This window comes from Bradyrhizobium sp. 164 (assembly GCF_023073715.1).
Classification (GTDB): domain Bacteria; phylum Pseudomonadota; class Alphaproteobacteria; order Rhizobiales; family Xanthobacteraceae; genus Bradyrhizobium.
The window spans coordinates 1-23,530 of the sequence record NZ_JADPKA010000014.1 but is presented as its reverse complement, the minus strand read 5'-3'; the positions used below and the strand labels follow the sequence as shown (position 1 = coordinate 23,530).

General features: G+C 64.1%; 22 protein-coding genes and 1 tRNA gene. 7 read left to right on the top strand and 16 right to left on the bottom strand.

The window, feature by feature from the left end; translation table 11 throughout:
* Positions 1 to 81: 81 nt before the first annotated feature.
* A complete protein-coding gene (gene proB / locus IVB01_RS04975; protein ID WP_247281220.1) occupies positions 82 to 1,203 on the bottom strand; it encodes a glutamate 5-kinase in 1,122 nt (373 codons plus the stop codon).
* Positions 1,204 to 1,398: 195 nt separating this feature from the next.
* Here proB and IVB01_RS04970 point away from each other — a divergent pair, with 195 nt between their 5' ends.
* Positions 1,399 to 2,364 (top strand): Bug family tripartite tricarboxylate transporter substrate binding protein, encoded by a 966-nt coding sequence (locus IVB01_RS04970; RefSeq protein WP_247281219.1) that lies wholly within the window; start codon positions 1,399 to 1,401, stop codon positions 2,362 to 2,364.
* 251 nt (positions 2,365 to 2,615) lie between these two features.
* On the opposite strand, the gene IVB01_RS04965 is transcribed toward IVB01_RS04970, so the two are convergent.
* From IVB01_RS04965 to IVB01_RS04955, 3 genes are all read right to left on the bottom strand, one after another.
* Entirely contained in the window at positions 2,616 to 4,250 is a 1,635-nt protein-coding gene (locus tag IVB01_RS04965; protein ID WP_247281218.1) for an alkaline phosphatase family protein, read from the bottom strand.
* A 214-nt stretch (positions 4,251 to 4,464) separates the two neighbouring features.
* A complete protein-coding gene (gene obgE / locus IVB01_RS04960) occupies positions 4,465 to 5,505 on the bottom strand; it encodes a GTPase ObgE (protein ID WP_247281217.1) in 1,041 nt (346 codons plus the stop codon).
* Positions 5,506 to 5,589: 84 nt separating this feature from the next.
* Positions 5,590 to 6,072 carry a MaoC family dehydratase gene (locus IVB01_RS04955; protein ID WP_247281216.1) on the bottom strand — a complete coding sequence of 161 codons (483 nt, stop codon included), beginning with the start codon at positions 6,070 to 6,072 and terminating at the stop codon, positions 5,590 to 5,592.
* A 123-nt stretch (positions 6,073 to 6,195) separates the two neighbouring features.
* Between IVB01_RS04955 and IVB01_RS04950 the strand changes: the two genes are divergently transcribed.
* Positions 6,196 to 7,110 (top strand): DMT family transporter, encoded by a 915-nt coding sequence (locus IVB01_RS04950; protein ID WP_247281215.1) that lies wholly within the window; start codon positions 6,196 to 6,198, stop codon positions 7,108 to 7,110.
* A 171-nt stretch (positions 7,111 to 7,281) separates the two neighbouring features.
* Here IVB01_RS04950 and IVB01_RS04945 read toward each other — a convergent pair whose 3' ends face one another.
* From IVB01_RS04945 to rplU, 3 genes are all read right to left on the bottom strand, one after another.
* Positions 7,282 to 7,875, bottom strand: coding sequence for a GNAT family N-acetyltransferase (locus IVB01_RS04945; protein WP_247279922.1), 594 nt, complete (start codon positions 7,873 to 7,875; stop codon positions 7,282 to 7,284).
* A gap of 152 nt (positions 7,876 to 8,027) precedes the next feature.
* On the bottom strand, positions 8,028 to 8,297 hold the full coding sequence (gene rpmA, locus IVB01_RS04940) for a 50S ribosomal protein L27 (protein WP_018643862.1): 270 nt from the start codon (positions 8,295 to 8,297) through the stop codon (positions 8,028 to 8,030).
* A 101-nt stretch (positions 8,298 to 8,398) separates the two neighbouring features.
* Complete coding sequence (gene rplU, locus IVB01_RS04935) at positions 8,399 to 8,785, bottom strand: 50S ribosomal protein L21 (protein WP_247279921.1); 387 nt, start codon at positions 8,783 to 8,785, stop codon at positions 8,399 to 8,401.
* A 334-nt stretch (positions 8,786 to 9,119) separates the two neighbouring features.
* On the opposite strand from rplU, the gene IVB01_RS04930 reads away from it, so the two are divergent.
* A complete protein-coding gene (locus IVB01_RS04930; protein ID WP_247279920.1) occupies positions 9,120 to 10,250 on the top strand; it encodes an ROK family protein in 1,131 nt (376 codons plus the stop codon).
* Positions 10,251 to 10,638: 388 nt separating this feature from the next.
* Here the strand turns inward: IVB01_RS04930 and IVB01_RS04925 are convergent, their stop codons facing one another.
* Positions 10,639 to 11,502: an alpha/beta hydrolase gene (locus IVB01_RS04925; protein WP_247279919.1), complete on the bottom strand. Its 864-nt coding sequence runs from the start codon at positions 11,500 to 11,502 to the stop codon at positions 10,639 to 10,641.
* Between the two features lie 234 nt (positions 11,503 to 11,736).
* Between IVB01_RS04925 and IVB01_RS04920 the strand changes: the two genes are divergently transcribed.
* Positions 11,737 to 11,826: transfer RNA gene (locus IVB01_RS04920), tRNA-Ser, on the top strand.
* A 467-nt stretch (positions 11,827 to 12,293) separates the two neighbouring features.
* Here IVB01_RS04920 and IVB01_RS04915 read toward each other — a convergent pair.
* A complete protein-coding gene (locus IVB01_RS04915) occupies positions 12,294 to 13,661 on the bottom strand; it encodes a PLP-dependent aminotransferase family protein (RefSeq protein ID WP_247279918.1) in 1,368 nt (455 codons plus the stop codon).
* Between the two features lie 159 nt (positions 13,662 to 13,820).
* Between IVB01_RS04915 and IVB01_RS04910 the strand changes: the two genes are divergently transcribed.
* The gene (locus tag IVB01_RS04910; protein WP_247279917.1) at positions 13,821 to 14,681 is read left to right on the top strand and encodes a DMT family transporter; all 861 of its coding nucleotides are present in this window, start codon (positions 13,821 to 13,823) and stop codon (positions 14,679 to 14,681) included.
* Positions 14,682 to 14,691: 10 nt separating this feature from the next.
* Here IVB01_RS04910 and IVB01_RS04905 read toward each other — a convergent pair whose 3' ends face one another.
* Positions 14,692 to 15,630, bottom strand: a complete 939-nt coding sequence (locus IVB01_RS04905; RefSeq protein WP_247494283.1) for a LysR family transcriptional regulator — start codon at positions 15,628 to 15,630, stop codon at positions 14,692 to 14,694.
* A 90-nt stretch (positions 15,631 to 15,720) separates the two neighbouring features.
* On the opposite strand from IVB01_RS04905, the gene IVB01_RS04900 reads away from it, so the two are divergent.
* Positions 15,721 to 16,575: an NAD(P)H-dependent oxidoreductase gene (locus IVB01_RS04900; protein ID WP_247279915.1), complete on the top strand. Its 855-nt coding sequence runs from the start codon at positions 15,721 to 15,723 to the stop codon at positions 16,573 to 16,575.
* Positions 16,576 to 16,658: 83 nt separating this feature from the next.
* On the opposite strand, the gene IVB01_RS04895 is transcribed toward IVB01_RS04900, so the two are convergent.
* The 3 genes from IVB01_RS04895 to IVB01_RS04885 form a co-directional block, all read right to left on the bottom strand.
* The gene (locus IVB01_RS04895; RefSeq protein ID WP_247279914.1) at positions 16,659 to 17,867 is read right to left on the bottom strand and encodes an EAL domain-containing response regulator; all 1,209 of its coding nucleotides are present in this window, start codon (positions 17,865 to 17,867) and stop codon (positions 16,659 to 16,661) included.
* Positions 17,868 to 18,159: 292 nt separating this feature from the next.
* Positions 18,160 to 18,582 (bottom strand): hypothetical protein, encoded by a 423-nt coding sequence (locus IVB01_RS04890; protein WP_247279913.1) that lies wholly within the window; start codon positions 18,580 to 18,582, stop codon positions 18,160 to 18,162.
* A gap of 379 nt (positions 18,583 to 18,961) precedes the next feature.
* The gene (locus IVB01_RS04885; RefSeq protein ID WP_247279912.1) at positions 18,962 to 20,125 is read right to left on the bottom strand and encodes a hypothetical protein; all 1,164 of its coding nucleotides are present in this window, start codon (positions 20,123 to 20,125) and stop codon (positions 18,962 to 18,964) included.
* 335 nt (positions 20,126 to 20,460) lie between these two features.
* Here IVB01_RS04885 and IVB01_RS04880 point away from each other — a divergent pair, with 335 nt between their 5' ends.
* A complete protein-coding gene (locus tag IVB01_RS04880) occupies positions 20,461 to 21,084 on the top strand; it encodes a helix-turn-helix transcriptional regulator (RefSeq protein WP_247279911.1) in 624 nt (207 codons plus the stop codon).
* A 58-nt stretch (positions 21,085 to 21,142) separates the two neighbouring features.
* On the opposite strand, the gene IVB01_RS04875 is transcribed toward IVB01_RS04880, so the two are convergent.
* From IVB01_RS04875 to IVB01_RS04865, 3 genes are all read right to left on the bottom strand, one after another.
* On the bottom strand, positions 21,143 to 21,391 hold the full coding sequence (locus tag IVB01_RS04875) for a hypothetical protein (RefSeq protein WP_247279910.1): 249 nt from the start codon (positions 21,389 to 21,391) through the stop codon (positions 21,143 to 21,145).
* Between the two features lie 200 nt (positions 21,392 to 21,591).
* A complete protein-coding gene (locus tag IVB01_RS04870) occupies positions 21,592 to 21,969 on the bottom strand; it encodes an Hpt domain-containing protein (protein ID WP_247279924.1) in 378 nt (125 codons plus the stop codon).
* Positions 21,970 to 22,120: 151 nt separating this feature from the next.
* Positions 22,121 to 22,828 carry a Crp/Fnr family transcriptional regulator gene (locus IVB01_RS04865; protein WP_247279923.1) on the bottom strand — a complete coding sequence of 236 codons (708 nt, stop codon included), beginning with the start codon at positions 22,826 to 22,828 and terminating at the stop codon, positions 22,121 to 22,123.
* Positions 22,829 to 23,530: the final 702 nt, after the last annotated feature.

The following is a 23,530-nucleotide window of genomic DNA, read 5'->3' as shown; positions in this document are numbered from 1 at the left end:
GGGCTTGACCCGGCCATCCACGCCTTTTGCGGCTCGAAGAACGTCGATGCCCGGGACAAGCCCGGCCTGACGGCAAAGGCCTTAACCGCCCACCACCAGGTCGTCGCGGTGGATCATCTCCGACCGCCCGCTGATGCCGAGGATCGCCATCACGTCCGGGGACGAGCGGCCCTTGATCCGCTCGGCGACTTCGGCGTCATAGGCGATCAGGCCGCGGCCGACCTCGCTGGCATCGGGACCGCGCACGATCACGGCGTCGCCGCGGGCGAACTGGCCCTCGACCTTGATCACGCCGGCCGGCAACAGGCTGGCGCCGGCGCGCAGCGCCGTCACCGCGCCCGCATCGATGGTCAGCGTGCCCTTCGGCTCCAGCGTGCCCGCGATCCAGCGCTTTCGCGAGGTGATGGGATTGGCCGGCGTCAGAAACCAGGTGCAGCGGCCGCCATCGGCGATGGCCTGGAGGGGGTGCTCGATCTTGCCGGAGGCGATCAGCATGTGCGTGCCGCCCGTGGTGGCGATCTTGGCCGCCTCGACCTTGGTGCGCATGCCGCCGCGCGATAGCTCGGACTCGGCGTCCCCGGCCACCGCCTCGATCTCTGAGGAGATGCTCTCGACCACAGGAATGAGTGTTGCGTTCGGGTTGTTCTTGGGCGGAGCATCGTAGAGGCCATCAATGTCGGACAGCAGCACCAGCAGGTCGGCGCTCGCCATGGTGGCGACGCGCGCGGCAAGGCGGTCATTGTCGCCGTAGCGGATCTCGTTGGTGGCCACCGTGTCATTCTCGTTGATCACGGGGATGGCGCGCCATTCCAGCAGCTTGCCGATGGTGGAGCGCGCATTGAGATAGCGGCGGCGCTCCTCAGTGTCCTGAAGCGTCACCAGGATCTGGCCGGCTTCGATGCCGTGCGCGCCGAGCACTTCCGACCAGATTCGCGCCAGCGCAATCTGGCCGACGGCGGCGGCGGCCTGGCTCTCCTCGAGCTTCAGCGGGCCGCGCGGCAATTTGAGGCGGCTGCGGCCGAGCGCGATCGAACCGGAGGAGACCACCAGCACATCGCGGCCCTCGCGGTGCAGCTTGGCCATGTCGTCCGCCAGCGCCGCGAGCCAGGACGCGCGCACCTCACCCCTGTCGGAATCGACCAGCAGCGCGGAGCCGACCTTGACGACGATACGGCGGAATTGACTGAGTTCGGGGCTGGCCATGTGGGTAGATGTGTTGGCGCTGGATGCGATTGTTCGGAAAACGGCGGAGCAGACGGCGCCGATGAGCCCTGCTTTTGCAGCAGGACGGTGACGGGCGCAAGGCAGCCGCCATGGTAAACGGCGAATGTCGGCCTTGTGTCGGGCGTCCGCCCGGCTCTAATTGCGGTCAACGATAAAGGGCCGAAGAGGAAACGAATGGATCGCCGCAAATTCATGGCCGGATGTCTCGGGCTGCCGCTGCTGGCGCAGGCGGGTGGGGCGCAAGCGCAGGCCGGGCTCACAAAGATCATCTTCCCGTTCGCAGCGGGAGCAGGCGGCGACACGCTGTGCCGGCTGATCGCGCTGGAGATGGCGCCGGTGCTGCAACGGACCATCGTGGTCGAGAACCGCACCGGCGGCGACGGGCTGATCGGCATCAAGGCGGTCAAAGGCGGCAGTCCCGACGGCAGCATGGTGCTGGTGACGACGGGGCCGACCATGTATCTGCTGCCGATGGTGGAGACGACGCCGAGCTTCGACACGGCGAAGGACTTCTTGCCGGTGTCGCTCTTGGCGCGGTTCGAATTTGCGCTGGTGATCAACCCGGCGGTCGACGCCACTGATTTCAAGAGCTTTGTGACATGGCTGAAGGCGCATCCGGACAAGACCTCGTTCGGGGTGCCCAACAATGGCACCATCCCACATTTCATGGGCTCCAAGCTCGAGAAGGACCTCGGCATTCCCCTGACCCGCGTGCCCTATCGCGGCAGCGCACCCATCCTCAACGACATCGTCGGCGACCACATCTCGTTCGGCATCACCACGTTGGCCGATGCTCTGCCGCAACATCGTGCCAAGGGCGTGAAGATCATCGCGGTCGCGAGCGCGGAACGATCGCCGTTTGCACCAGACGTTCCGACGCTGAGGGAGAGCGGCATCGATCTTGTCGCCGACGCCTGGTACGGCATGTGGCTTCCGGCGGGCAGCCCGCAGGAGTTCGCGAGCAAGCTCGGCGCCGCCGCGCGCGCCGCGCTCGCCAAGCCCGAGGTGAAGGAGAAGCTGACGGCGATCGGGCTCATTCCGGTCGGGTCGACACCGGAAGGCTTGACGAAAGAGCTCGCAGCAAGCATCGCGTTATGGCAACCGATCGTGAAGGCGACGGGATACAGGATCGAGAATTAAGGCGTTGCTCGCACAACGCACCCCGCCGTCATGGCCGGGATTGATTCGGCCATCCATGCGCTTCCGCGCTCGACGCAAGACGTGGATGCCCGGCACAAGCCCGGGCATGACGAGCTGAGCGAGCAGCGCGCTCTCTATCCCTCATCCTGAGGCGCCGCAAAGCGGCGTCTCGAAGGATGAAAGGCCCGCGCTGTCGCAGCGAGGCCTGCATGGTTCGAGACGGCGCTTCGCGCCTCCTCACCATGAGGGGCTTAGAGCTTCCCTCGCTGCGCAATGCCGTCCTTGATCGTCGCCAGTTCGGCTTCGTCCCAGACGCCGATCAGAATGCCGCCCTTCACCTGGAGCTGGTTGTCCGCATAGGCCGCGATCTTCTCGCGCGGCGTCGTGATGTGGTCGTTCGGATGCAGCGCCCAGTCGAACAGCTCGGCCTGCAACCGCGCGATGATGCCGGCGCAACCGGGGTCATCGCCGCGGTCCACAAATTCGTCCGGATCGGTTTCGAGGTCATACAGCATGGGGCGGAAGCCGGAGGCGTGGATATATTTCCAGCGGCCGTCGAACACCATGAACAGGCGGCAGCGCTCGATGGGCTGGTTCAACTTCAGCCGCACATCCTGCATGGCGTAGTCATATTCGGAGAACGCCACACTGCGCCAATCTGATGGCGTGCGGCCGCGCAGCAGCGGCAGCAGCGAACGCCCTTCGAGAATGTGTCCCGGCACCTTGCCACCGAAATAGTCGAGGAAGGTCGGCGCGAGGTCGATCGCCTCGACCAGTGCATCGCTACGTGTGCCGCGCGTGGCGTCGGCCTCTTGCGACGGATCGATCACGATCAGCGGAATCTTCGCTGATTGCTCGTGGAACAGGTCCTTCTCGCCCATCCAGTGATCACCGAGATAATCGCCGTGATCGGAGGTGAACACGATCATGGTTGTCTCCAACAGGCCGCGCGCCTCCAGGAACTTCATCAGCACGCCCATCTGGTCGTCGATCTGGGTGATCAGGCCCATATAGGTCGGGATCACTTTCTCGCGGGCATCGTCGCGCGCCATGTTGCGGGAGTAGCGCATGTCCATGTAGGCGCCGAACACCGGATGCGGATTCTGGCGCTCGCGCTCGGAGCGGATCACCGGAATCATGTCTGACGTCGAATACATGCTGGCGTAGGGCTCTGGCGCGATATAGGGCCAGTGCGGCTTGATGTAGGACAGATGCAGGCACCACGGGCTGCCATCGGTCTCGGCCTCGGTGATGAAGTCCATCGCACGCCGCGTCATGTAGGGCGTCTCGGAGTGCTCGTCCGGCACGCGCGCGGCCTTGTCGGCATGCACCAGCAGCCAGCCGTTCTGCAACGAGCCGTCGTCGGCCGCGCCGGAATTGGCCCAATGCTCCCAAGGATTAGTAGCCTCAAAGCCCTGCTGGCGCAGATATTCATCGTATTTCGGGCGCGGCCGACCGGTCGGGTGCAGGCCGTCATCACGCTCGTAAGGTTCAAAGCCGCATTCGGAGACATGCACGCCGATGACTGATTTCGGCGGGATGCCGAGCGCCTTCATGCCTTCCAGATCGGGCGCCATGTGGGTCTTGCCAACCAGCACGTTGCGCACGCCGATCTTGTTGAGGTGATCGCCGAGCGTGGGCTCGCCGACGCGCAAGGGCCAGCCATTCCAGTGCGAGCCGTGCGAGCGCATGTAGCGTCCGGTGTAGAACGACATCCGCGACGGACCGCAGATCGGCGACTGCACGTAGGCCTTGGTGAAGAGCACGCCGCGCTTGGCCATGGCGTCGATGTTGGGCGTCTTCAGCGTGGGATGGCCGGTGCAGCCGAGATAGTCATAGCGAAGCTGGTCGCACATGATCCAGAGAACGTTCTTCGCGCCCGCCATGCGTCTCGCTCCTGACTTCGTTTGCTGGATATTGCGCTATCGATGCCGCGAAGAAAACCTCTCCCGAAGGGAGAGGTCGGCATCGGCCGACCTTGGCGGCCGTACTTAGCAGAACGCCGAAGCAAGCTTCGGCTACGGCGCCGGGTGAGGGGTCCGCTCTCTTGTCGGACGTTGGCCCGCTGCGCAGAGGTGTGGAGGGAGCGCGTCGCTCTCCTCAAGCCGACCACGGCTCCGCTTCGGCGGCGCTCTTGGCCTTGGCGGAGACCGGGTTCTCGCCGATCACGTCGGCCAGCGCGCGCAGCGCTTCCTTGACGCCCTGGCCGGTCACGGCGGACAGCAGCAGCGGCGTCTTCTTGGCGGCGCGCTTCAAGCGGTCCTTCTGCTTTTTCAATTCGTCCGGCTCGACCGCATCGATCTTGTTGAGCGCGACGATCTCGATCTTGTCCGTGAGCTGGCCGCCATAGGCATCGAGCTCGGTCCGCACCGTCTTGTAGGCCTTGCCGGCATGTTCGCAGGTCGCGTCGACAAGATGCAGCAGCACGCGGCAGCGTTCGACATGGCCGAGGAAGCGGTCGCCGAGACCGGCGCCTTCATGCGCGCCTTCGATCAGACCCGGAATGTCCGCCAGCACGAATTCGCGGCCGTCGGCATTCACGACACCGAGCTGCGGATGCAGCGTGGTGAAGGGATAGTCGGCGATCTTCGGCTTTGCTGCGCTGACCTTGCTGAGGAAGGTCGACTTGCCGGCATTGGGCAGGCCGACGAGTCCGGCATCCGCGATCAGTTTCAGCCGCAGCCAGATCCAGCGCTCCTCGCCGGGCTGGCCGGGATTGGCGTTGCGTGGGGCGCGGTTGGTCGAGGTCTTGAAATGCGCGTTGCCGAAGCCGCCATTGCCGCCCTCGGCAAGGACGAATCTTTCGCCGACCTTGGTGAAGTCGTGGATCAGCGTCTCGCGGTCTTCGTCGAAGATCTGCGTGCCCATCGGCACTTTCAGCACGATGTTCTTGCCATTGGCGCCATGGCGGTCCGAGCCCGAGCCATTCTCACCCTTCTGGGCTTTAAAATGCTGCTGATAGCGATAGTCGATCAGCGTGTTGAGGCCATCGGCGACCTCGATAATGACATTGCCGCCGCGGCCGCCATTGCCTCCGGAGGGGCCGCCGAATTCGATGAACTTCTCGCGGCGGAACGCCACGCAGCCGTTCCCGCCGTCACCGGAGCGGATATAGACCTTTGCTTCGTCGAGGAATTTCATGGGCCATAGGTAGGCCAGCCGATCCCGCGCGGCAACCCGAACTTCTCCGTCAATCGGCCGAATTTCGGCGATTTTGCCCCGTGCTTAACCCGCTGGTCGCCGCCGGATCAGGAATTTCTGCGTGCCCTCCAGCACTAGCTCCTTGCGCTGGTTGAACACGGTGCTTCTGAGCGTCACGGCGCCGGTCGTGCGCCCCGGCACCAGCTCGGTGATTTCAAGCGTGGGATAGATGGTATCGTCGGCGAACACGGGCTTGAGGAACCGGCTTGATTGCTCGAGGAAGCCGACCAGCGACTCCTCGACCATGAACGGAAACAGGCCGGCCCCTGGCGCGGTGTGAATCAAGGTCTGAAAGCCGTGGGCGAGCAGATGCGGCATGCCGCGGCTGCGGCAATATTCCACGTCGTAGTGCACCGGATGAGTGTCGCCGCTCGCGGTCTGGAACGCCGCGAACACGGCGGACGTCTGGGTGCGGCTGGGCAGCACGAAGCGCTCGCCGAGGACGAAATCCTCAAACCAGCGTTGCGTGGGGATCATGCGGTGCTGGGAGGGATCGAAGTCGGTCATGCGCTACACCATTCGGAACGGACCCGGTGCATGATCCCTATCGCGCTCCGCGCAGTGCGACAATGCGTTCAATTCACCAGAGGTGGACTTGTCCGGCGCGCCCACGCGATTAAAACGACGCAAATGCCCTTCTTCAAGTCTCTCTCCGCCTATGACGACCGCTCGGCACGGCTCGCCGGCATCGCCTTGATGGTGCTGTCGATCTTCCTGTTCTCGTTCGGCGACGCCATGGGCAAGTTCCTGGTCGGCACCTATTCGGTGGGGCAGCTCTTGTTCCTGCGCGCCTGCGCGGCGCTGCTCTTGCTGTCGCCGCTGATCTGGCGGCAGCGTCGCCAATTCCTGGAGCTGGAGCGGCCGCGGCTGCAGCTGTTTCGCGTCGTGCTGTCGACGCTGGAGGTGGCCGCCTTCTTCCTCGCGACCGTCTATCTGCCGCTCGCCGACGTCATCACTTATTATCTGGCCGGCCCCATCTTCGTCACCGCGATGTCGGCGATCTTTCTGGGCGAGCGGGTCGGCTGGCGGCGCTGGACCGCGATCCTGATCGGTTTCTGCGGCGTCTTGATCGCGCTGCGGCCATCCGCGCAGACCGTAAGCCTGCCGGCGCTGATCGCGCTCGGCGGCAGCCTGTCGTTTGCGACGCTGATGCTGATCACGCGCAGCCTGCGCAAGACGCCTGACATCGTGATGGCGTCCTCGCAATTCATCGGCACGTTTTCGCTGGGGGCCGTGCTCTCTGCATTTCACTGGGTGCCGCCGACATCGGGCAGCCTCCTGATCTTCGCACTGGCGGGATGCGTCTCGGTCACCGCGCTGTTCTGCGTCAACCGCTCGCTCAAGCTCGCGCCGGCCAGCGTCGTGGTGCCCTACCAATATTCGATGATCGTCTGGGCCGTGATCTTCGGCTTCGTCGTGTTCGGCGACGTGCCTGAGGTCGCAACGCTCGTCGGCGCAGCCATCATCATCGGTGCCGGGTTCTATATCTACTTGCGGGAGCGCGATCTCGGGCGTGAAAGCGCAGAAGTGAATCCGCCGGCTTGATCCCCACCCTCCCCTGGAGGGGGAGGGTCGCTACGCATGCAGCGAAGCGCAATGCGTAGCGGGGTGGGGTGACGCTCTCTCCGCATTGAACGCTACCCGAGTGGGGAGATCACCCCCCGCTCGCGCTTCGCGCGATCGACCCTCCCCCTCCAGGGGAGGGTGATTCGCCCACTACCTCACCCGCCTTGCACTGCTCCAGCTTTTGAGCGACGCCCACACGCCGCGCGACAGGCGGAAGCAATCGACGGGCGTGGACGATCCAAGCGCCAGGAAGCGGTGCAGCTGGACGCCGCTCCACTGGAAGCCGCACTTCTCCAGTACCTTGCGCGAGGCCGGGTTGGTGACGCGCGCGCCGGCATAGAGCTGGTCGTCCTCGAACTCCTCGAAGAAGAAGTCGATCGCGCCGCGCGCGGCCTCGGTGGCAAAGCCCTGGCCCCAATGCTCGACGCCGAGCCAGTAGCCGAGCTCGGCATTGTCCGGTGTGGAGCAGTCGATGCCGACCATGCCGATCGGCCCAGAATCGTGCTCGATCAGGAATACGGTCTCGCTGCCGAGCGCGGCGGTGGCGCGGATGAATTCAACAGCGTCATCCTGCGAATAGGGATGCGGGAGGCGGCGGGTGTTTTCTGCGATGCGGCGGTCGTTGGCGAGCCGCGCGATGGTCCTGACGTCGGCCAGTGTCGGCCGCCGCAACGTCAGCCGCTCGGTGGCGACGACGCTCGGTCTCGCCTCCTGCAAGGTCACGCTCGAGAAATCCTGCAACATGTCCGGCTCCTGGAAAGTCACTAATTCCAAAGTGAGTAAGTCAAAGAAAAGGGGAGGCCGGTTTCCCGCCTCCCCTGGAGCCTTCGATCACTTGATCTCTAGGACTCCGCCGGTTTGGTCAGGACCCGGCGGACTCCAATTTGGTCCACCGTCTATTCAGCCGCCTCAGCGATCGGGAGCACCGATACGAAGGTGCGGCCGTTGGCTTTGGCCTGGAACGCAACACGACCCTCGACCTTGGCGAACAAAGTGTGGTCCGTGCCCATGCCGACATTAAGGCCGGGGTGCCAGGTGGTGCCGCGCTGACGCGCAATGATGTTGCCGGGGGTGACGATCTCCCCGCCGAACGCCTTGATGCCGAGGCGCTTGCCCTTCGAATCGCGTCCGTTACGCGATGAACCGCCTGCTTTTTTGTGAGCCATGGCTCGTCTCCGAAATCCTACGTATGTCTAGATCAATTCCTTGACGGAATCATTTCACGATTTCTCACGCATCAATTCGTGAATTGGCGTGATCAAATCTTTTATTCGGCGGCTTCCTGTGCGGACTCCTTGGCCACCTTCTCCTTCTTCGGACGCGGGCCCTTGGTGGGCTTGGCGCCGTCCGTCAGGATCTCGCTGACGCGCAGCACCGTGATCTCGTCGCGGTAGCCGCGCTTGCGGCGCGAGTTCTTGCGGCGGCGCTTCTTGAACGCGATGACCTTCGGTCCGCGCTTGTGGTCGAGCACCTCGACCGCAACGGACGCGCCTGCGACCGTCGGGACGCCCAGGACCGGCGTGTCGCCGCCGACCACCAGAACGTCATTCAGCTGCACGATCGAGCCGACTTCGCCTTCGATCTTGCCTACTTCGAGAACATCATCCGGCACGACGCGGTATTGCTTGCCGCCGGTTTTGATGACTGCGAACATCGTTTTTTCCTTCGTGTTCAATCCCGGCCTCGCGACGAGAAGCGTCGGGGCCGGCTTTTTGTCAGTCGCTACGGGTTTATGCGAGTTTTGTGCGGGCGGGACTTATCCCATTGAAAACCCACGCAAAAACGAGCGGCGCGAGAAACGCCCCGCGCCGGTTGTGGGACTTATAGCCGCCGGACGCCGCAAGTCAAGGAAAACCGCCGAAAACGGCCAGGATTTGAAGGATTTTGGGCCCGTTGCGGTGCTTGGGCTGAATCTGCGGCCGGCTTGCAACCAACGAGTTCCCTCCCCGTTGTGTCCTCGCAAATCGAACACGCGGGCAAGGGCTATCATGGCAACAGACGAGCTGGTCAAGACGACGGGCATCGCCCAGCACGGGGCGAGCCGCCTGCCGTCGGTCGACGTCGACAGCTTCAACATCGAGATCAAGGACGACGAGGGCTTTCTGGGCGATCGCGCCAGCAAGGGCGCATTTCGCGAGATCCTTGAAGAGTGGCGCAAACCGCTTCGCAAGAGCGGCGAGGATCCCTTCGGCGACGAACCGTCCGACAAGATCAGCAAGAAGGTCCTCGATGCCGTTCTGGTCGGCGACGATACCGAGGCCACGGCCGTCGTGCACAGCGCGATCGAGGATTTCGCGCAGGAGCTCGCCTACGTGACGCGGCGGTTCCTCAAGACCAAGGCCTGGGCCAAGACCGAGTGCATCGTGGTCGGCGGCGGCTTTCGTGCGAGCCGGCTCGGCGAAATCGCCATTGCCCGGGCCGAGATCATCCTCAAGTCGGAAGGCTTCAAGGTCGATCTGGTGCCGATCCGCTTCGATCCTGACGACGCCGGCTTGATTGGAGCCCTGCACCTTGCGCCGTCCTGGATTTTCGAGGCCTATGACAGCATCCTCGCGGTCGATATCGGCGGCACCAACATCCGCTGCGGGATCGTTGAGACGCGCTGGAAGAAGGCGCCCGATCTGTCCAAGGCCGTCGTCTTCAAATCCGATCTGTGGCGCCATGCCGATGATGAGCCGAGCCGCGAGGCCGCGGTGAAGCGGCTCGTCAAGATGCTCGAAGGCCTCATCGAGGATGCCGAAGCCGAAGGCTTCAAGCTCGCGCCGTTCATCGGCATCGCCTGTCCCGGAGTGATCAACGCGGACGGCTCCATCGAGAAGGGCGCGCAGAATCTCCCGGGCAATTGGGAGAGCAGCAAGTTCAACCTGCCGGCGAGCCTCACCGAAGCCATCCCGCAGATCGGCGAGCACGACACCGCGATCCTGATGCACAATGACGGCGTGGTTCAGGGCCTTTCGGAAGTACCGTTCATGCAGGATGTCGACCGCTGGGGCGTCCTCACCATCGGCACCGGGCTCGGCAATGCGCGCTTCACCAACCGCCGCAAGGACAACGGCAACGGCAAAGACCGTGATTCCACGGAGAACGGGAAGAAAAAGGGCAAGGACAACAAGGAGTAACCTTGACTGGCAAGGTTAAGGGGCGGATTGCGTTGCGCCATGCCGGCTGCGCGCTACCGTCGAACCGTCGCTTCACTCGGCCGGCGAAGCCGCCCTTCCTGGCCAGTATTTCAATGAGCGGCATCGGGACCGCCAGTGTTTACCGCGTCTGGCGGTCCCACCCCGTTTTTGGAAGTATATGCGATCAGACGTAGCTCGGGCTTGCCCCCGCTTCTCCCGCAAGCGGGAGAGGCCGACGCGCTCGCAGAGCGCGGCGGGTGAGGGTTCTCGCCGCGTCGGGACGTCCTCAGCAATCCAACAATCCCATTGCGGAAACACCCTCTCCCCGACCCTCTTCCGCAAGCGGGAGAGGGAGTGCACCTCCATCATCGCACGAGCTCCCCTTGATTCAGCTCCAGCCGATGCGCTGAAAGAACGCCGCGATCTCCGCAGCCGCGCGCTCCGGATCTTCCCGATGTGGGAAGTGCCCCACGTCCGGAAACATCGCCAGATCGAGCTCGCTGAAGGTTTCCCCGAGCCGATCGGTCCAGGCATAGGGAAACAGCGGGTCGTGCTCGGCCCAGCGCACGCAGGTCGGCACATTGATCGGCGGCAGGCGCGGCGCCTCACCCTTCATCATCGCGACGCGCCCGGCATGCGAGGCGCGATAATGCGCAAAGCCGCCGGCGAGATTGCCGTCCTTGAGGAAGTTGTCGGCGAAGGCGTCGAGCACGTCGTCGAAAGCACTCTTCCGGTGCGCCCAGCCTTTCAGGAAGTGGCCGATGTAGAGCCGGCAGGTCTCGCGGCTGGCGCCGACGAGGCTGGCTGCCATCTCCATCTGGTGAAAGGACTGGTACCAGATGTGGTTGAGCCGGTCGGGCGCCACCATGCGCGGCCCGATGCCGGGATAGACGAAATCGAAGAAGAGCAGCCCGGCGAGCCGCGTCGGTGCCCGCCGGGCCAGGGGCTGCATCACGGCGCCACCGACGTCATGACCCACGACGCCGAATCGCTCGATGCCGAGCCGGTCCATCAGCGCCAGCATGTCCGCCGCGTGGCCATCCGGCCCGTAAGGGCCGTCAGGCTTGTCGCTGTCACCGAAGCCGCGCAAATCGGGCGCGATCAGCATGAAGCGGTCCGAAAGCCGCATCATCACCGGCTCCCAGGTCAGCCAGAATTCCGGCCAACCGTGCAGCAAAAGCAGCGGTTGGCCCCGCCCGGCGCGGACCAGGTGGAAATTGGCGCCATTGGCGGGGACGGTCAGATGCTCCACGGCGGTTCCTTTCGGAATGCAGCAGCGTTTTCGAGCGAAGTGACACCAGTTGGCGTCAAGAAAACGCGTCAAAACTAAAATCTAAAGCTCCGTTCCGATTCACCGGAGCGGAGCTCCAGGCCAAGAGATGAAACAGGCGGCGGATTTTCGCCTTTCGCGCCTTGTCTGGCCGGCCATCCTCGCCTATTACACGCCCCGACCACAGGGGGTTCCTACCTCTTATCGGCACCTTCAGGAGAGGTGGCAGAGTGGTTGAATGCACCGCACTCGAAATGCGGCATAGGTGCAAGCCTATCGGGGGTTCGAATCCCTCCCTCTCCGCCATTTCATCCAGCGACGTCGGAGCGTACCGGTCAAGGAATTCCGCGAGCGGATTTGGTCACGCCAATGAAGATCGGGCCGCGTCCTGACAAATGGCTGCGAAAGAAAAGCGAACCAGCGCATGCGCGGTTTTGCCGTCCGGACGATCGCCTTCTACGGTCCTGACAACACGTTCGCTTCCAAGGTTGCTGTCTCTCCTGCATCCGGGCTGAAGGAGCCGAGCCTGAGTTGCGCCGTTTGCTTTCGAATCCGCAGATGTGCGGTCGGATAAGACCACGCTTGCGGAAATTGTCGGTTTTCTTAAGCGGCATTCGGTGCGCATCGATAGCGGTGGTCGACGGAATTATCGGTTGCCCGCACGAAGAAGGTGTATTGATTCCGAGAGAGAGTCCGGTCCGCGCTGTCAATGTTGGAGGGGCAGGGATCGCTGGACGGGCGAACTGATCCTGACTGACACGGGGCTGCCCAAGTCACGCCGCGCCACCCGCCTTTAACGCCCGCCGCATCACGTCCCAAACTCGCGGATCGCTCATCTGCGCTACGTTGAACCGCATGAAGTGCGACGCCGTCTGCGACACGCTGAACACGTTGCCGGGTGCCAGCACCACATCCACCTCGAGAGCCGCGCGTGCAACGGCCGTAGCATCCTGGCTGTCCCGGAGACGGCACCACAGGAAGAAGCCGCCGCGCGGCATCAGCCATGGCTCGATGCTGAGCGCCTGAAGCTTACGCGCGACGTCGCGCCGGGCGCGCATGAGCTTTTGCCTGAGCTCGTCCATGTGCTTGCGATAGCTGCCGCCGGCCAGCACCGTTGCGATGACCTCCGTCGCGACCGGGCTCGGGCCGTCAAAGCTGGTTGCGACTTGAAGATCGACCAGATGCTCGATCCAGTCGGCACGCGCGGCGATATAGCCGCAGCGAAGCGAGGCGGAGAGCGTCTTGGAAAAGCTGCCGACGCGGATCACGCGGTTGAGCCCGTCGAGCGCTGCCAAGCGCGGCGACCGCTCCGGCTCGAAGTCGCCGAAAATGTCGTCCTCGATGATAGTGAGGTCGTGCGCGGTGGCCGCGGTCAAAAGCCGATGCGCGGTCGGAAGCGACAGCGTCGCGCCGGTCGGATTGTGGAGCGCTGAATTGGTGATGTACAGCCGCGGCCGCTCGCTGGCGAGGATCTGCTCGAAGCTTGCGACATCAGGACCCGATGACGTGTAGGGCACGCCGACGATTCTTGCCTGATGCGCCCGCAGCAAGGCGCGAAAATTGAAGTAGCAGGGATCGTCCACCAGCACGGTGTCGCCGGGACGGAGCAGGAAGCGGCAGATCAAGTCGGTCGCCTGCGTGCCTGACCCCGTCAGCATGAGCTGGTCGATCGATGCCTCGATCGCATCTTCGGCCAGGCGCGTGAGCAACAGCCGGCGCAGCGCCGGCAAACCGCGCGTGCTGCCGTAGTTGGTCAATAGGCTGGCGTCGGTGCGTGCCAGCGCGCGGGTGGCGCGTCGGAGCGCTGCTTCGGGCATCCACTCCGGAGGAAGCCAGCCGCAGCCGGGCTTTGGCGCGACTGCATCGGCGTCGAGCGACTGCCGCGAGACCCAGAACGGATCGACTTCCCGGTCGCGGCGCGGCTCGGCCTCGGTCAATGCGAGCGGCGGCATAATCGCCGGCGAGACGTAGAAGCCCGAGCCGCGGCGGGCGCGGATCAACCCTTCCGCAGCCAGACGGTCATAGGCTTCGACGACGGTCGAAGGCGAAACCCGCATCGTCGCGGCAAGGCTGCGGATCGACGGCAAGCGGTCGCCGGCGCCGAGCGCGCGGCCCGCGACCTTGGCCCGGATCGCGCTCATCACGTCTGCGGTCCGCGTTCCGTTGCGCCCTCTCGCTGATGCGTCGCTGTCCAAGTGTAGTGCCTTCCATATCCATACAGTTTCGCCAGATTGTACTGAACTGTCGCTGGCCTTGTCATCTGCGATGCCCCAGGATCGCGAGCCAAAAGCGAGACAGGAATGCAATCTTCCGGCAGCGGCTGGGGCAACGGGCTTCTCGGCGTCATCATCTTCAGCGGCTCGCTGCCGGCGACGCGCGTGGCGGTCGGCGGCTTCTCCGCGCTGTTCCTGACATCCGCGCGCGCGGTCATTGCGGCGTTGATAGGCCTGGCCGTGCTCGGCTTGCTCCGTCAGGCGCGGCCGGGGAGGCAGGATCTCGCCTCGCTCGCCATCGTCGCCATCGGTGTCGTGGTCGGCTTTCCCTTGCTGACTGCGCTCGCGCTCCAGCACATCACCTCGGCGCATTCGATCGTCTTCATCGGCCTCTTGCCGCTATCGACCGCGATATTCGGCGTATTGCGCGGCGGTGAGCGGCCGCAGCCGCTGTTCTGGCTGTTCGCCGTCCTCGGCAGTGCGACCGTGGCGGGCTTTGCCCTGTCGAACGACGGCTCAAGCTCGCTGACCGGGGATCTTCTGATGGTGGCTGCGATCATCTTGTGCGGCCTCGGCTATGCCGAAGGCGCCGCGCTGTCGCGCCGCCTCGGCGGCTGGCAGGTGATCTCCTGGGCGCTGCTGCTCGCGCTGCCGCTGATGGTGCCCGTCGTGATTTGGACCTGGCCACCGACATGGAGCGGCGTCAGTGCGCCCGCCTGGGTCGGGCTTGCCTACGTCTCCGTCTTCAGCATGTTCGTCGGATTCATCTTCTGGTATCGCGGGCTCGCGCTCGGCGGCATCGCCCGCGTCGGCCAGTTGCAGCAGCTCCAGCCATTCTTCGGTCTCGCGCTTGCCGGCCTGTTGCTGCACGAGCCGGTTGCCTGGAGCATGATCGCCGCGACTCTCCTCGTGGTCGTTTGCGTCTTCTTCGCGCGGCGGTTTGCGTGACGATGGCCAGCTAGTTCTGCCTTCTGCCCGGCGATTTTTCGATCCCAGGGATTCGCGCGATCTGCTCGGCGAGAAAATCGACCAGCAGCCGCACCCGCGCGACGCCGGACCGCTCCGGCACGATCAGCATCTTCAGTGGAACGGGAGGCGGCGAATAGTCCGCAAGCACGTGTTCGAGTCGGCCGGTCGCGAGAAGGTCGCCGACGAGCCAAAGATGTGCGGGTGCAATCCCGCGGCCCGCCGCGAGCGCCTCTCGCGCGGCAAGTCCGTGATCGACGCGCAACCGTCCGGCGAACGGGACCGCATGGCGGCCGCCACGACGTCCTTGCAGGACAAGCACATCGCTGCCGGCGATGTCGGACATCCTGATTGCCTGGTGATTGGCGAGGTCTTGCGGACGCGCGGGCCTGCCACACTCGGCAAGATAGGTCGGTGCGGCGACAAGCACCCGCCGCGACTGTCCCAGGGACTTGAGCTTCATCGAACTCTCGGCAAGCGGCCCCAGACGGAGTGCGACGTCGACACCTTCCCTCACAAGGTCGATCCGTTCGTCGGTCAGGCTGAGATCCACCGACACGTCCGGATAACGGTCCTGGAACGCGAAGATGAAACGGCTGACGTGGAGCACGCCGAAGGCCGCAGTGCAGGATATCCGTACCATTCCAGCGGGCGCATCGCGCGTGCTGCGCGCCTCGTCGCCGGCGTGCTCGACCAGGCGCAGGATCTGCACGCAGTCGGCATAGTAGCGGCGCCCCTCCTCCGTCATCGTCACCCTGCGCGTGGTCCTGGTGAGCAGCGGCACGCCGACGGCTTGCTCCAGTTCGCGGATGTGCCGTGTCACCGTGGATTGGCCCAACCCAAGCTCGCGTGCGACGGCCGACAGGTTTCCGCGCTCGGCGACCCGCACGAAACTGCGCATGCGCTCGAGCGTGACCTCCGATTTATCCATTTTCCGGCATAATCCTATTCATTGCCGACATCTACCGGTTTGCAGCCCGCCGCGCTAGCTGCGGGACATCGTCAACGAATGGTGCTGATCATGAAAGTGTTGATTGTTTTTGCGCATCCCGAACAGCGTTCGCTCAATGGCTCGCTCCGGGATGTTGCCGCCAGAGAGCTCGAGGCCCAGGGCCATGAGGTGCGGGCGACGGACCTCTATGCCCAAGGCTGGAAATCGGAGGTCGATCGCGCCGACTTCCCGTCACTGCTAGCGGACGCGCGGCTGGCGCCCGCCGCTGCATCCAAGCAGGCCTTCGAGGCCGGCACACTCACTCCTGACGTCAAGCGCGAGATCGAGAAGCTGCTGTGGGCAGACGTGCTGATTCTGCAATTCCCGCTGTGGTGGTTCAGCATGCCGGCGATCCTCAAGGGCTGGGTCGACCGCGTGTTCGCCTACGGCTTCGCGTATGGCGTCGGCGAGCACAGCGACAAGCGGTGGGGCGACCGCTACGGCGAGGGCACGCTAGCGGGCAAGCGCGCGATGCTGATCGTGACGGCCGGCGGCTGGCAGGAGCATTATTCGGCCCGGGGGATCAACGGGCCGATCGAGGACCTGCTGTTTCCGATCAATCACGGCATCCTCTATTACCCCGGCTATGACGTCCTTCCGCCGTTCGTCGTCTACAAGGCCGACAAGCTCGGCGAAGCCGGTTTCGAAGCGATCGCCGAACGTTTGCGCGAGAGGATGAGAACGCTTGCGACGGCCTCGCCCATTCCCTATCGGCGCCAAAACGGCGGCGATTACCTGATTCCGAGCATGCAGCTGCGCGCCGGGCTCGAGCCTCCCGAGGCGAGTGGTTTCGCGCTTCACCTCGAGCGAGCCGAGGCGCGCGTCTCGCATGGTGAGCCGGGCGCCGTGCAGTCGCCGACCGATGTCAGCGCCGCAATAGCGTAAGTGCCCGGCCAGGCAGACCGGCGAACACGCGCGAGCTTGACGATTCTCGCGCGTCTCCAGCGACATACGAGCCGCGAACGAGCTCACTCCATCACCGTTTTCGTCAGCGTCGAGCGGGCGAACTTCTTCAGCGGCATCGGCTTGCCGAACAGAAAGCCCTGCACGAGATCGAAGCCGAGCTCGTTCGCGGCGACGAGGTCGGTGCGGCTCTCGACGCCCTCGGCGACCACGCGCGCGCCGTAGCCCTGCGCGAGCTCGACGATGTGACGGCACACCGTGCGCTTCAGCCGGTCATTGCCGCTGCCGGTGACGAAATGCCGGTCCGCCTTCAGCATGACGAAGGGAATCTTGTCGAGGCCCATCAGCGCCGGCCAGTCGGCGCCGAGATTGTCCACGGCGAGGCCGATATTGTGCAGACCCACCTCGCGCGCGATCTCCGTCAGGTGGTCGAGATCGCGGGTCGCGTCTTGGCTGTCGATTTCGATCGTCAAGCCGCCGAAGGCCGGATGCGTCGGCATGCGGCGGCAGAGATCGCGCACCGCCTGCGGCTCCTTCAGGTAGGACGCCGGCAGGTTGATCGAGAGATCGACCGGACTCTGCTGCTCCAGCAGATAGTGCCAGTCCTGCATGGCGCGCTCGATCACGAATTCCGAGAGGTCACGCAGATGCGGATCGTGCTCCTCGGGAATGAAATAGGCCGGCGGCACGACGCCCCAGGTCGGATGGCGCATTCGCACCAGCGCCTCGGCGCCGCTGCGGATCAGCGTGCGGGCGTCGATCTTGGGCTGGTACCAGAGCTCCAGCCAGCCGGCATGCAAGGCCTCGCCGACATGCACGGCCGGGCTCGGCGCCGGCTCCTCCGGCAGCAGCATCGCGACACGCTCGCGCAGCGTCTCCGCGGCAAAGGGGGTGGTCAGCGGCGGCAGCATCGCAAGGCCATATTCCTCGCCGACCTGCCGCACGGCCCTGACGATGATCGATTCGCGGGCGCCGACCGCGAGAACCTTCCCCGCAAATGCCTCGCGCACCAAAATCTCCAGGAATCTTCCCGGCTCGATGCCATCGGTGGCGACGCCGAGCAGGATCAGGTCCGGCAATTCGGTGGCGAGCATGGTTTGCAGCTCGTCCGCGCTGGCGCATTCGCTGGTGACGAAGCCCAGATCCTCGAGCACCTCGCTGAGGAATGCACGCAAGTGGCGCTTGCTGTCGGCCACGCAGGCGCGCGGCGTCACCTTTCGCCGTCCGAAGGTCACAGGCCTTCGTCCGACGAGTTCAATAATCCCATCGTTCATCTCATACCACTCCCGTTCCGTGACAGTTTCTTAAACGGCGAGCGTGGGTTCAAATAAGGAGAGCTTCACATCGTTGTTGAATTATCTGAGTAACGTTAAGCGCTGCAATTCGAGCTAATTTGTCGACAGAATCTTCGAAAAGAATTTGCATACTCAGGCACCGCACGGACAACGACAGCCAGCGCATGCGGAATTTCTCCCGCGCGATCGATCGAAGCGCGGCTCGCCGATGCCACGCATCGAGCGATGCGGTTGCGTAGCCGTTCGCTGCAATGACAGGGCGATTAGAGAATTAATTTCCGGCGGCTTTTTCGTGTTGTGCCACGCCAACCGCCTTGTAGTCATAGGTCGGATGGAATTCGGTGCGGTAAGGGCCCCATGCCGTGTCCTCGATCACGCGGTTGACCTCGCGCAGCCGCGACGCCGGCAGGCGCAGCGTGATCACCTGGCCAATGCCCATCATCACATACCAGCTCAAGACCTCGACGCCGGGCGGCGGAAACGCCTTGTAGAAGCCCTGCTTTTCGAGTTGCGTATTCAGCTCGTGAAGCGGCCGGGATTGATCGTGCTTGAAGAAGACGGTCAGCAGCACCGCGTTGTCGGCGGTCGGCGCAGCATCGCCTTGCGGCGTCGTTTGCGCCATCGTCGTCGATGTGAGCGCGAGCGCACTCACGAGCAACGTCACCATCGTCAGGATCAATCGGTTCGATCTCATCACGACCTCCTTACGGTTCGTTCTTTCGTTGCATCGGAGGATAGGAGCGACAGCTGTGGCCGTGGAACTCATTTTCGCGCGATGCGCGCACGTTCTACCTTCGCTCGTGACAGTTCTGCGACGATGCGTCCGCGCGTGTTCGACCCAAATGTGAAACACATCACATGCGCATTGCTGCTCCTGCGCTATTGCTCCGCCAGCCGGTGGTGGGCTGTCGAGGATTGCAGCAATGACAATGCGGCGAATGATGTATTGGTGGTTCAGATTCGTGCTGTCGGGGCGATTTCTCGATCGCTTCCTCTGCCTGCCGCGCGCGCATTAGGACATGATCGCTCACCGATAACGCGAAAGCCTCTCGCGCTTTGATGACTGCGCGATATCAGGTCTGCCCGATCAATTTGCGAAACGCCGCCGCGCCGTCCTGCATGGCGTCGCGTCCCTTCCAGGCCAGATAGGTCAACTTGCCGCCCAACGTATCGTGGCTGCGCAGCCGGCGCGATCCGAGAATGTGGCCGACATTGGCGGGGAAGCGGCTGACCTCGGCGGACACCAGCGCCGCGATCGCGTCCATCAATTGCTGGAGGCGGATGCCCCAATCGCAATGTTCGATGCCGTCGATGCGGACCTTGAGCGCGTATTCGGTGTCGTAGATCTCGGCAAGCAGGTCGCGGGCGACCAGCACGCGGTTGTGCCGGAGCGCGACCCGAAGAGCGAGGCGCTTGTCGTCGAGGCGGTCGAGCACCATGGGGACGACGCAGGCATAGGGCGCGGCGGCGACGTCTGCGGCGGACTTGCTCGCGGCGGCCTTGGTGGCAAGGCGTACCAATTGCCAGGGCGTCTTCAGGCGCCTTGCCACCAGTGTCAGCGCGAAGGGCAGCGCGCGGGGATGGGACTTCCCGAAGGCGTCGAGTTGCCAGGTGATCTGGGCCACCTGGTTGTCATCGAACTTCGCGATCCGTTCGGGCAGCTTCGCGTTGAATTTCGGCAGCGCGTCGCCGGCGCGCAGCACGTCCAGCATCTTCATCACGTCGTCGAAGGCGGTGCGCGATGCGGTGTACTGCGCGAGCTTGGCGCGTGCGAGCTGGGTGCTGTCCGCCGACGCCAGGGTGCTCTCGAGGACCTTGAGGACCTTGGTCTGGAAGGTCGATGCGATTTTCTGCACTTCCTTCAGGTTGTTGGCGGCAATCTGGTCGTTGATCGCCTTGATGTAGTCGCGCGCCATGGTCGGCAGCAGGTCGCGGCAGATCCACTCCCAGATCGGGGTGAGGGTGTTGCGTGAGATCCGCCCCGCATTGGCGTGCTCGGGTGCGCCATCGATCAGGAGGAGCTCGAGCGGCGCGAAGAAATAGCGCGAGGGGCTGGTGGCGCGCGAATGGGCCGATCCGTCCTTGCGAAACTCGGCGCGCAAGCGGGACTGAATGTCGGCGGAGCCCGGCATGTCGATGCCACACAGCTCAAGCCGCTCGAGTTCGCTGAGCAGACAGCTCCGCGACATCGGCGTCAGCCTCTGCAAGAATTCCGACAGCCGATCGATCTCGTTCATGGCACGCAATCTTTCGCAGCGTCTCCCGCAGGCTTGCGGGCCCAATGCGTGGAGGCATTTGCGCGCTCTCAACCTCGCTTAGAGAAGCAAGTCGCCGTTAATTAATCCGTAAAATCCGGGGGACTGGCAGGAGCGGAGGTGCCGGTTGAGGGTTCTTCGCCCGCGTGCTCCAGAATTTGAGGCGAAATCTCAACCTCTGCGCGGTCGGCGACGGCGCCGTGCAAGCATAAATTGTGCCGATGCCGCGGATTTAGCGCAAAGCTGCCGAAATCACCGTAGTCTTACGGAGCAAAAAGTTAATCACAGACCGGGCTCGGTTCCGCTAAACGAGTGACATGGCGTCACAGAATGATACGGCCACTGATTCGCGGCCGTCGGAATGGTACGAACGCAGCGCTGCTCCAGCTGAAGAGCTCGATTTCGTCCGCCTGAACGCCGTCCGTGCCAAGGCCGCCGACGAAATGGCCGCCGCCATTGCCCGCGAGCTCAACGGCCCCCTGACTGCGCTCCTGCTCTACATGGGCGAGATCAAGCATCACAGCGATCAGCTCGCGCCCGTCACCGGCGATCGCGCCTATTTGCAGCGCGTGGTCGAGAATGCGCTGGCGCAGACCGAGCGCGTTTGTGGCCTCGTCAAGCAGCTTGCCGGTCCTCACAAGGGCGGCCTGCCGACCCCATCCGGGACCGGGGACGCCGCAGCGCGGATCCCGCGCGTGCCGCTGCCGCAACGCGTGCCTAGCGCCGAATTGATTGGCCTGTCCGGCCAGAAGCGGCTGACCAAGCGCGAGCGCGAGGTGCTGAGGCTGATCAGCGAAGGTTATTCGAACAAGCAGGGCGCGCTTCGGATGCAGATCAGCCCACGTACATTCGAAAGCCACCGCGCCGAGGCGATGCGCAAGCTCGGTGCGCGCAACACCGCGGACCTCGTCCGTGCGGCGCTGCTGCATTCGATCGATTGAGGTTGATGGTCGCTTTGTGCCCGGCCGGCGGCGCGGCCCGGGAGAAAGCCGATCCCGCTCAGAAATAGTCTTCGGCGAAGGGGCGCGTGCGCGATACGGGCCGCAGCGGCTTGGGCTCGTCCTTCGGTGCGTTCGGGATGATCGTGATGGTCCAGCGGGGAGGGATGCTCGATTCCTGCTCGAGTACCGAGCGCACGAAGCCAGTCACCGTCGACCCGCCAGACTTCACGGTCGCCATCCGGCCGTTGAACTGAGCGATGCGGAAGCGACGGACCTCCTTCTGGTCCGCAGTCTCGTAGGTGAACATGGAAACCCTCCTGGTTTCTCGCGACTATCGCCAGCTATGATTAGCCATCTGTGAAAATTCCAAGCCGTAGAAGTACGGCGGGAATACACGCGCGGGTGGTTTACAGCGTTTTCGAGCGAAGTGGAGCCGGTTCGCGTCAAGAAAACGCGTCAAACCAGGAACACAACGTCCGCTTCGATTCCCTCGGAACGGAAATGGCTCTAGCCTTCCGGTTCCTGCGCGCGCGCCGCGGCGTAGGCCGCATCCATCAGGTCCAGGAGCTCGCGGAGTTCAGTGTCGTGAAGCGTCTGCGCTGACTTCTCCAACCGCAGCGCCAGCGCCGCCAGCCTGGCATAGCCGAACGTGCCGGCCGCACTCTTCAACGAATGTGCTTCGCGCGCGAACCTCGCCTGGTGCTGCTCGCCCGAGAGCGTGCGGAACAGTTGCAGGCGCGCGCAGGTCTCGGTCCAGAACACCGCACGCACCTCGCGGGCCCCGTTCTCGCCGATTTCGCGCACCAGCGTCGCATAAGCATTCGGGTCGCGCGCGGGCGCGCCATCGAGCACATTCTGCGCCGGCGCGACGCTCACTTCAAACATGGCCTGGCCTGCCTCGATCACGATTCGATGCCGCGCGGGCCGGAATCGGTGCGAGGCCCGCCATGTCTACGGCATCCAGATTTCAGTTCCGGAAGCAGGACGACTCCTGTTTGCAGGCCGGCATTAGCCGTCGGTTTACCACGCGTGCGGGTCAGCGCGGGCCGAGCAGCCGGTCGTAATGCGCCTTCACGGTGGCGTAGCATTCGCACGCGGTCTGACGCAGGCCGTCCAGGTTCATGATCTGGATGTGTCCGCGGCTGTAGTGGATGAAATTGGCCTGCTGCAAGGTGTTGGCGACCAGCGACACGCTGTTGCGCCGCGCCCCTATCATCTGTGCCATGGCCTCCTGGGTCAGCAGCAGCCGGTAGTCGCCCGACAGGTCGTGAGTGTGCAGGAGGCAGCGCGACAGCCGCGACTCCACCGAATGGGCGGCGTTGCAGCCTGCGGTCTGCTGGACCTGCGCGTAGACCGCCAGACCGTGGCGCGTGAGCAAGGTCCGCAAGCTGCTGCTCTGGTCGGCCGCGCCGCGCAGCCGGTCGAGATCCATCACGGACGCGACCCCGGGAATCAGCACGACGGCCGTGTTCAGCGCGCATGCATCGCCCATGGTCGAGAGTGTCCCGAGCAGGCTGTCGCGGCCGATCATCGCGACCTGCACATGCTCGCCCTTGGCGAGCTTCACCACCAGCGAGATGACGCCGCGGTGAGGAAAATAGGCGCGCTTGAGCGTCTCGCCGGCTTCGACCAGCACCGCGTCATGGGGCAGATCGACCGCACGCAGGTGCGGGCGGATCAGCTCATAATCGTCTGCCGACAGCGCAGACAGGAAACCGTTGGATGGGCGCCCCGTCGTTTCCAAAGCTGCCTCCTCGCCTTCTGAACCATCGCTCCTTGTGCGAGTAAGTTCCATCATGTTCACGTCGGGCTATGTTGGCAATTGGGACAAGATGTCCGGCGTCGGCATGAGGACACGCCGTGCGGAAAGTAGACGTGCGTCAGCGCGGCGCCCGCCGGCGCTGAGATCGACTCGTCCGCGCGGCTGGTTAGCGCGGAACGAGCCGCACCGGCCATGGGGTAACGGTTCGTTTACCGAATATGCGAAATTCGCGGATCTCGGCAAAGCACGAAGCGAGCCTCGCGAGGGCGAGCGCGATCGCGCGCCGGCTCCATTCAATTTCACGCAGGCCGTGCCTATCGCCTTCACGGACAGGACTTTCTCGCGCGCGCCGTGCGCCGTAATTGGCGCCTTTACCTCACGCCCTTCGCCGTCGCGGCCCGGTGCCGGTTTTGCCGAAATGTGCCCTGGCATGCCGCCGAACGGCAAACTTGTCTTCAATATCCGTATTAGCACGGAGGCTGAAATTAACGGGACCGTGAAAGGGGATGTCTAACGATCGAAAGAGGGCTTCTGTCGATGCCAAGGGCGGCTCAGCCGCGGAAGTCCAGCTCAGTAAGGCGTACCTCATGGATGATCTGTTGCGGGAGTTTTTGACGGAGACCAGCGAGAGCCTGGACACCGTCGACAATCAATTGGTGAAGTTCGAGCAGGAGCCGAACAACG

What these genes read in the sequence shown, in the direction of transcription:
- proB (WP_247281220.1), bottom strand. Translation starts at nt 1,203, where the DNA reads ATGGCCAGCCCCGAACTCAGTCAATTCCGCCGTATCGTCGTCAAGGTC.
- IVB01_RS04970 (WP_247281219.1), top strand. Translation starts at nt 1,399, where the DNA reads ATGGATCGCCGCAAATTCATGGCCGGATGTCTCGGGCTGCCGCTGCTG.
- IVB01_RS04965 (WP_247281218.1), bottom strand. Translation starts at nt 4,250, where the DNA reads ATGGCGGGCGCGAAGAACGTTCTCTGGATCATGTGCGACCAGCTTCGC.
- obgE (WP_247281217.1), bottom strand. Translation starts at nt 5,505, where the DNA reads ATGAAATTCCTCGACGAAGCAAAGGTCTATATCCGCTCCGGTGACGGC.
- IVB01_RS04955 (WP_247281216.1), bottom strand. Translation starts at nt 6,072, where the DNA reads ATGACCGACTTCGATCCCTCCCAGCACCGCATGATCCCCACGCAACGC.
- IVB01_RS04950 (WP_247281215.1), top strand. Translation starts at nt 6,196, where the DNA reads ATGCCCTTCTTCAAGTCTCTCTCCGCCTATGACGACCGCTCGGCACGG.
- IVB01_RS04945 (WP_247279922.1), bottom strand. Translation starts at nt 7,875, where the DNA reads ATGTTGCAGGATTTCTCGAGCGTGACCTTGCAGGAGGCGAGACCGAGC.
- rpmA (WP_018643862.1), bottom strand. Translation starts at nt 8,297, where the DNA reads ATGGCTCACAAAAAAGCAGGCGGTTCATCGCGTAACGGACGCGATTCG.
- rplU (WP_247279921.1), bottom strand. Translation starts at nt 8,785, where the DNA reads ATGTTCGCAGTCATCAAAACCGGCGGCAAGCAATACCGCGTCGTGCCG.
- IVB01_RS04930 (WP_247279920.1), top strand. Translation starts at nt 9,120, where the DNA reads ATGGCAACAGACGAGCTGGTCAAGACGACGGGCATCGCCCAGCACGGG.
- IVB01_RS04915 (WP_247279918.1), bottom strand. Translation starts at nt 13,661, where the DNA reads ATGAGCGCGATCCGGGCCAAGGTCGCGGGCCGCGCGCTCGGCGCCGGC.
- IVB01_RS04910 (WP_247279917.1), top strand. Translation starts at nt 13,821, where the DNA reads ATGCAATCTTCCGGCAGCGGCTGGGGCAACGGGCTTCTCGGCGTCATC.
- IVB01_RS04905 (WP_247494283.1), bottom strand. Translation starts at nt 15,630, where the DNA reads ATGGATAAATCGGAGGTCACGCTCGAGCGCATGCGCAGTTTCGTGCGG.
- IVB01_RS04900 (WP_247279915.1), top strand. Translation starts at nt 15,721, where the DNA reads ATGAAAGTGTTGATTGTTTTTGCGCATCCCGAACAGCGTTCGCTCAAT.
- IVB01_RS04895 (WP_247279914.1), bottom strand. Translation starts at nt 17,867, where the DNA reads ATGAACGATGGGATTATTGAACTCGTCGGACGAAGGCCTGTGACCTTC.
- IVB01_RS04890 (WP_247279913.1), bottom strand. Translation starts at nt 18,582, where the DNA reads ATGAGATCGAACCGATTGATCCTGACGATGGTGACGTTGCTCGTGAGT.
- IVB01_RS04885 (WP_247279912.1), bottom strand. Translation starts at nt 20,125, where the DNA reads ATGAACGAGATCGATCGGCTGTCGGAATTCTTGCAGAGGCTGACGCCG.
- IVB01_RS04880 (WP_247279911.1), top strand. Translation starts at nt 20,461, where the DNA reads ATGGCGTCACAGAATGATACGGCCACTGATTCGCGGCCGTCGGAATGG.
- IVB01_RS04875 (WP_247279910.1), bottom strand. Translation starts at nt 21,391, where the DNA reads ATGTTCACCTACGAGACTGCGGACCAGAAGGAGGTCCGTCGCTTCCGC.
- IVB01_RS04870 (WP_247279924.1), bottom strand. Translation starts at nt 21,969, where the DNA reads ATGTTTGAAGTGAGCGTCGCGCCGGCGCAGAATGTGCTCGATGGCGCG.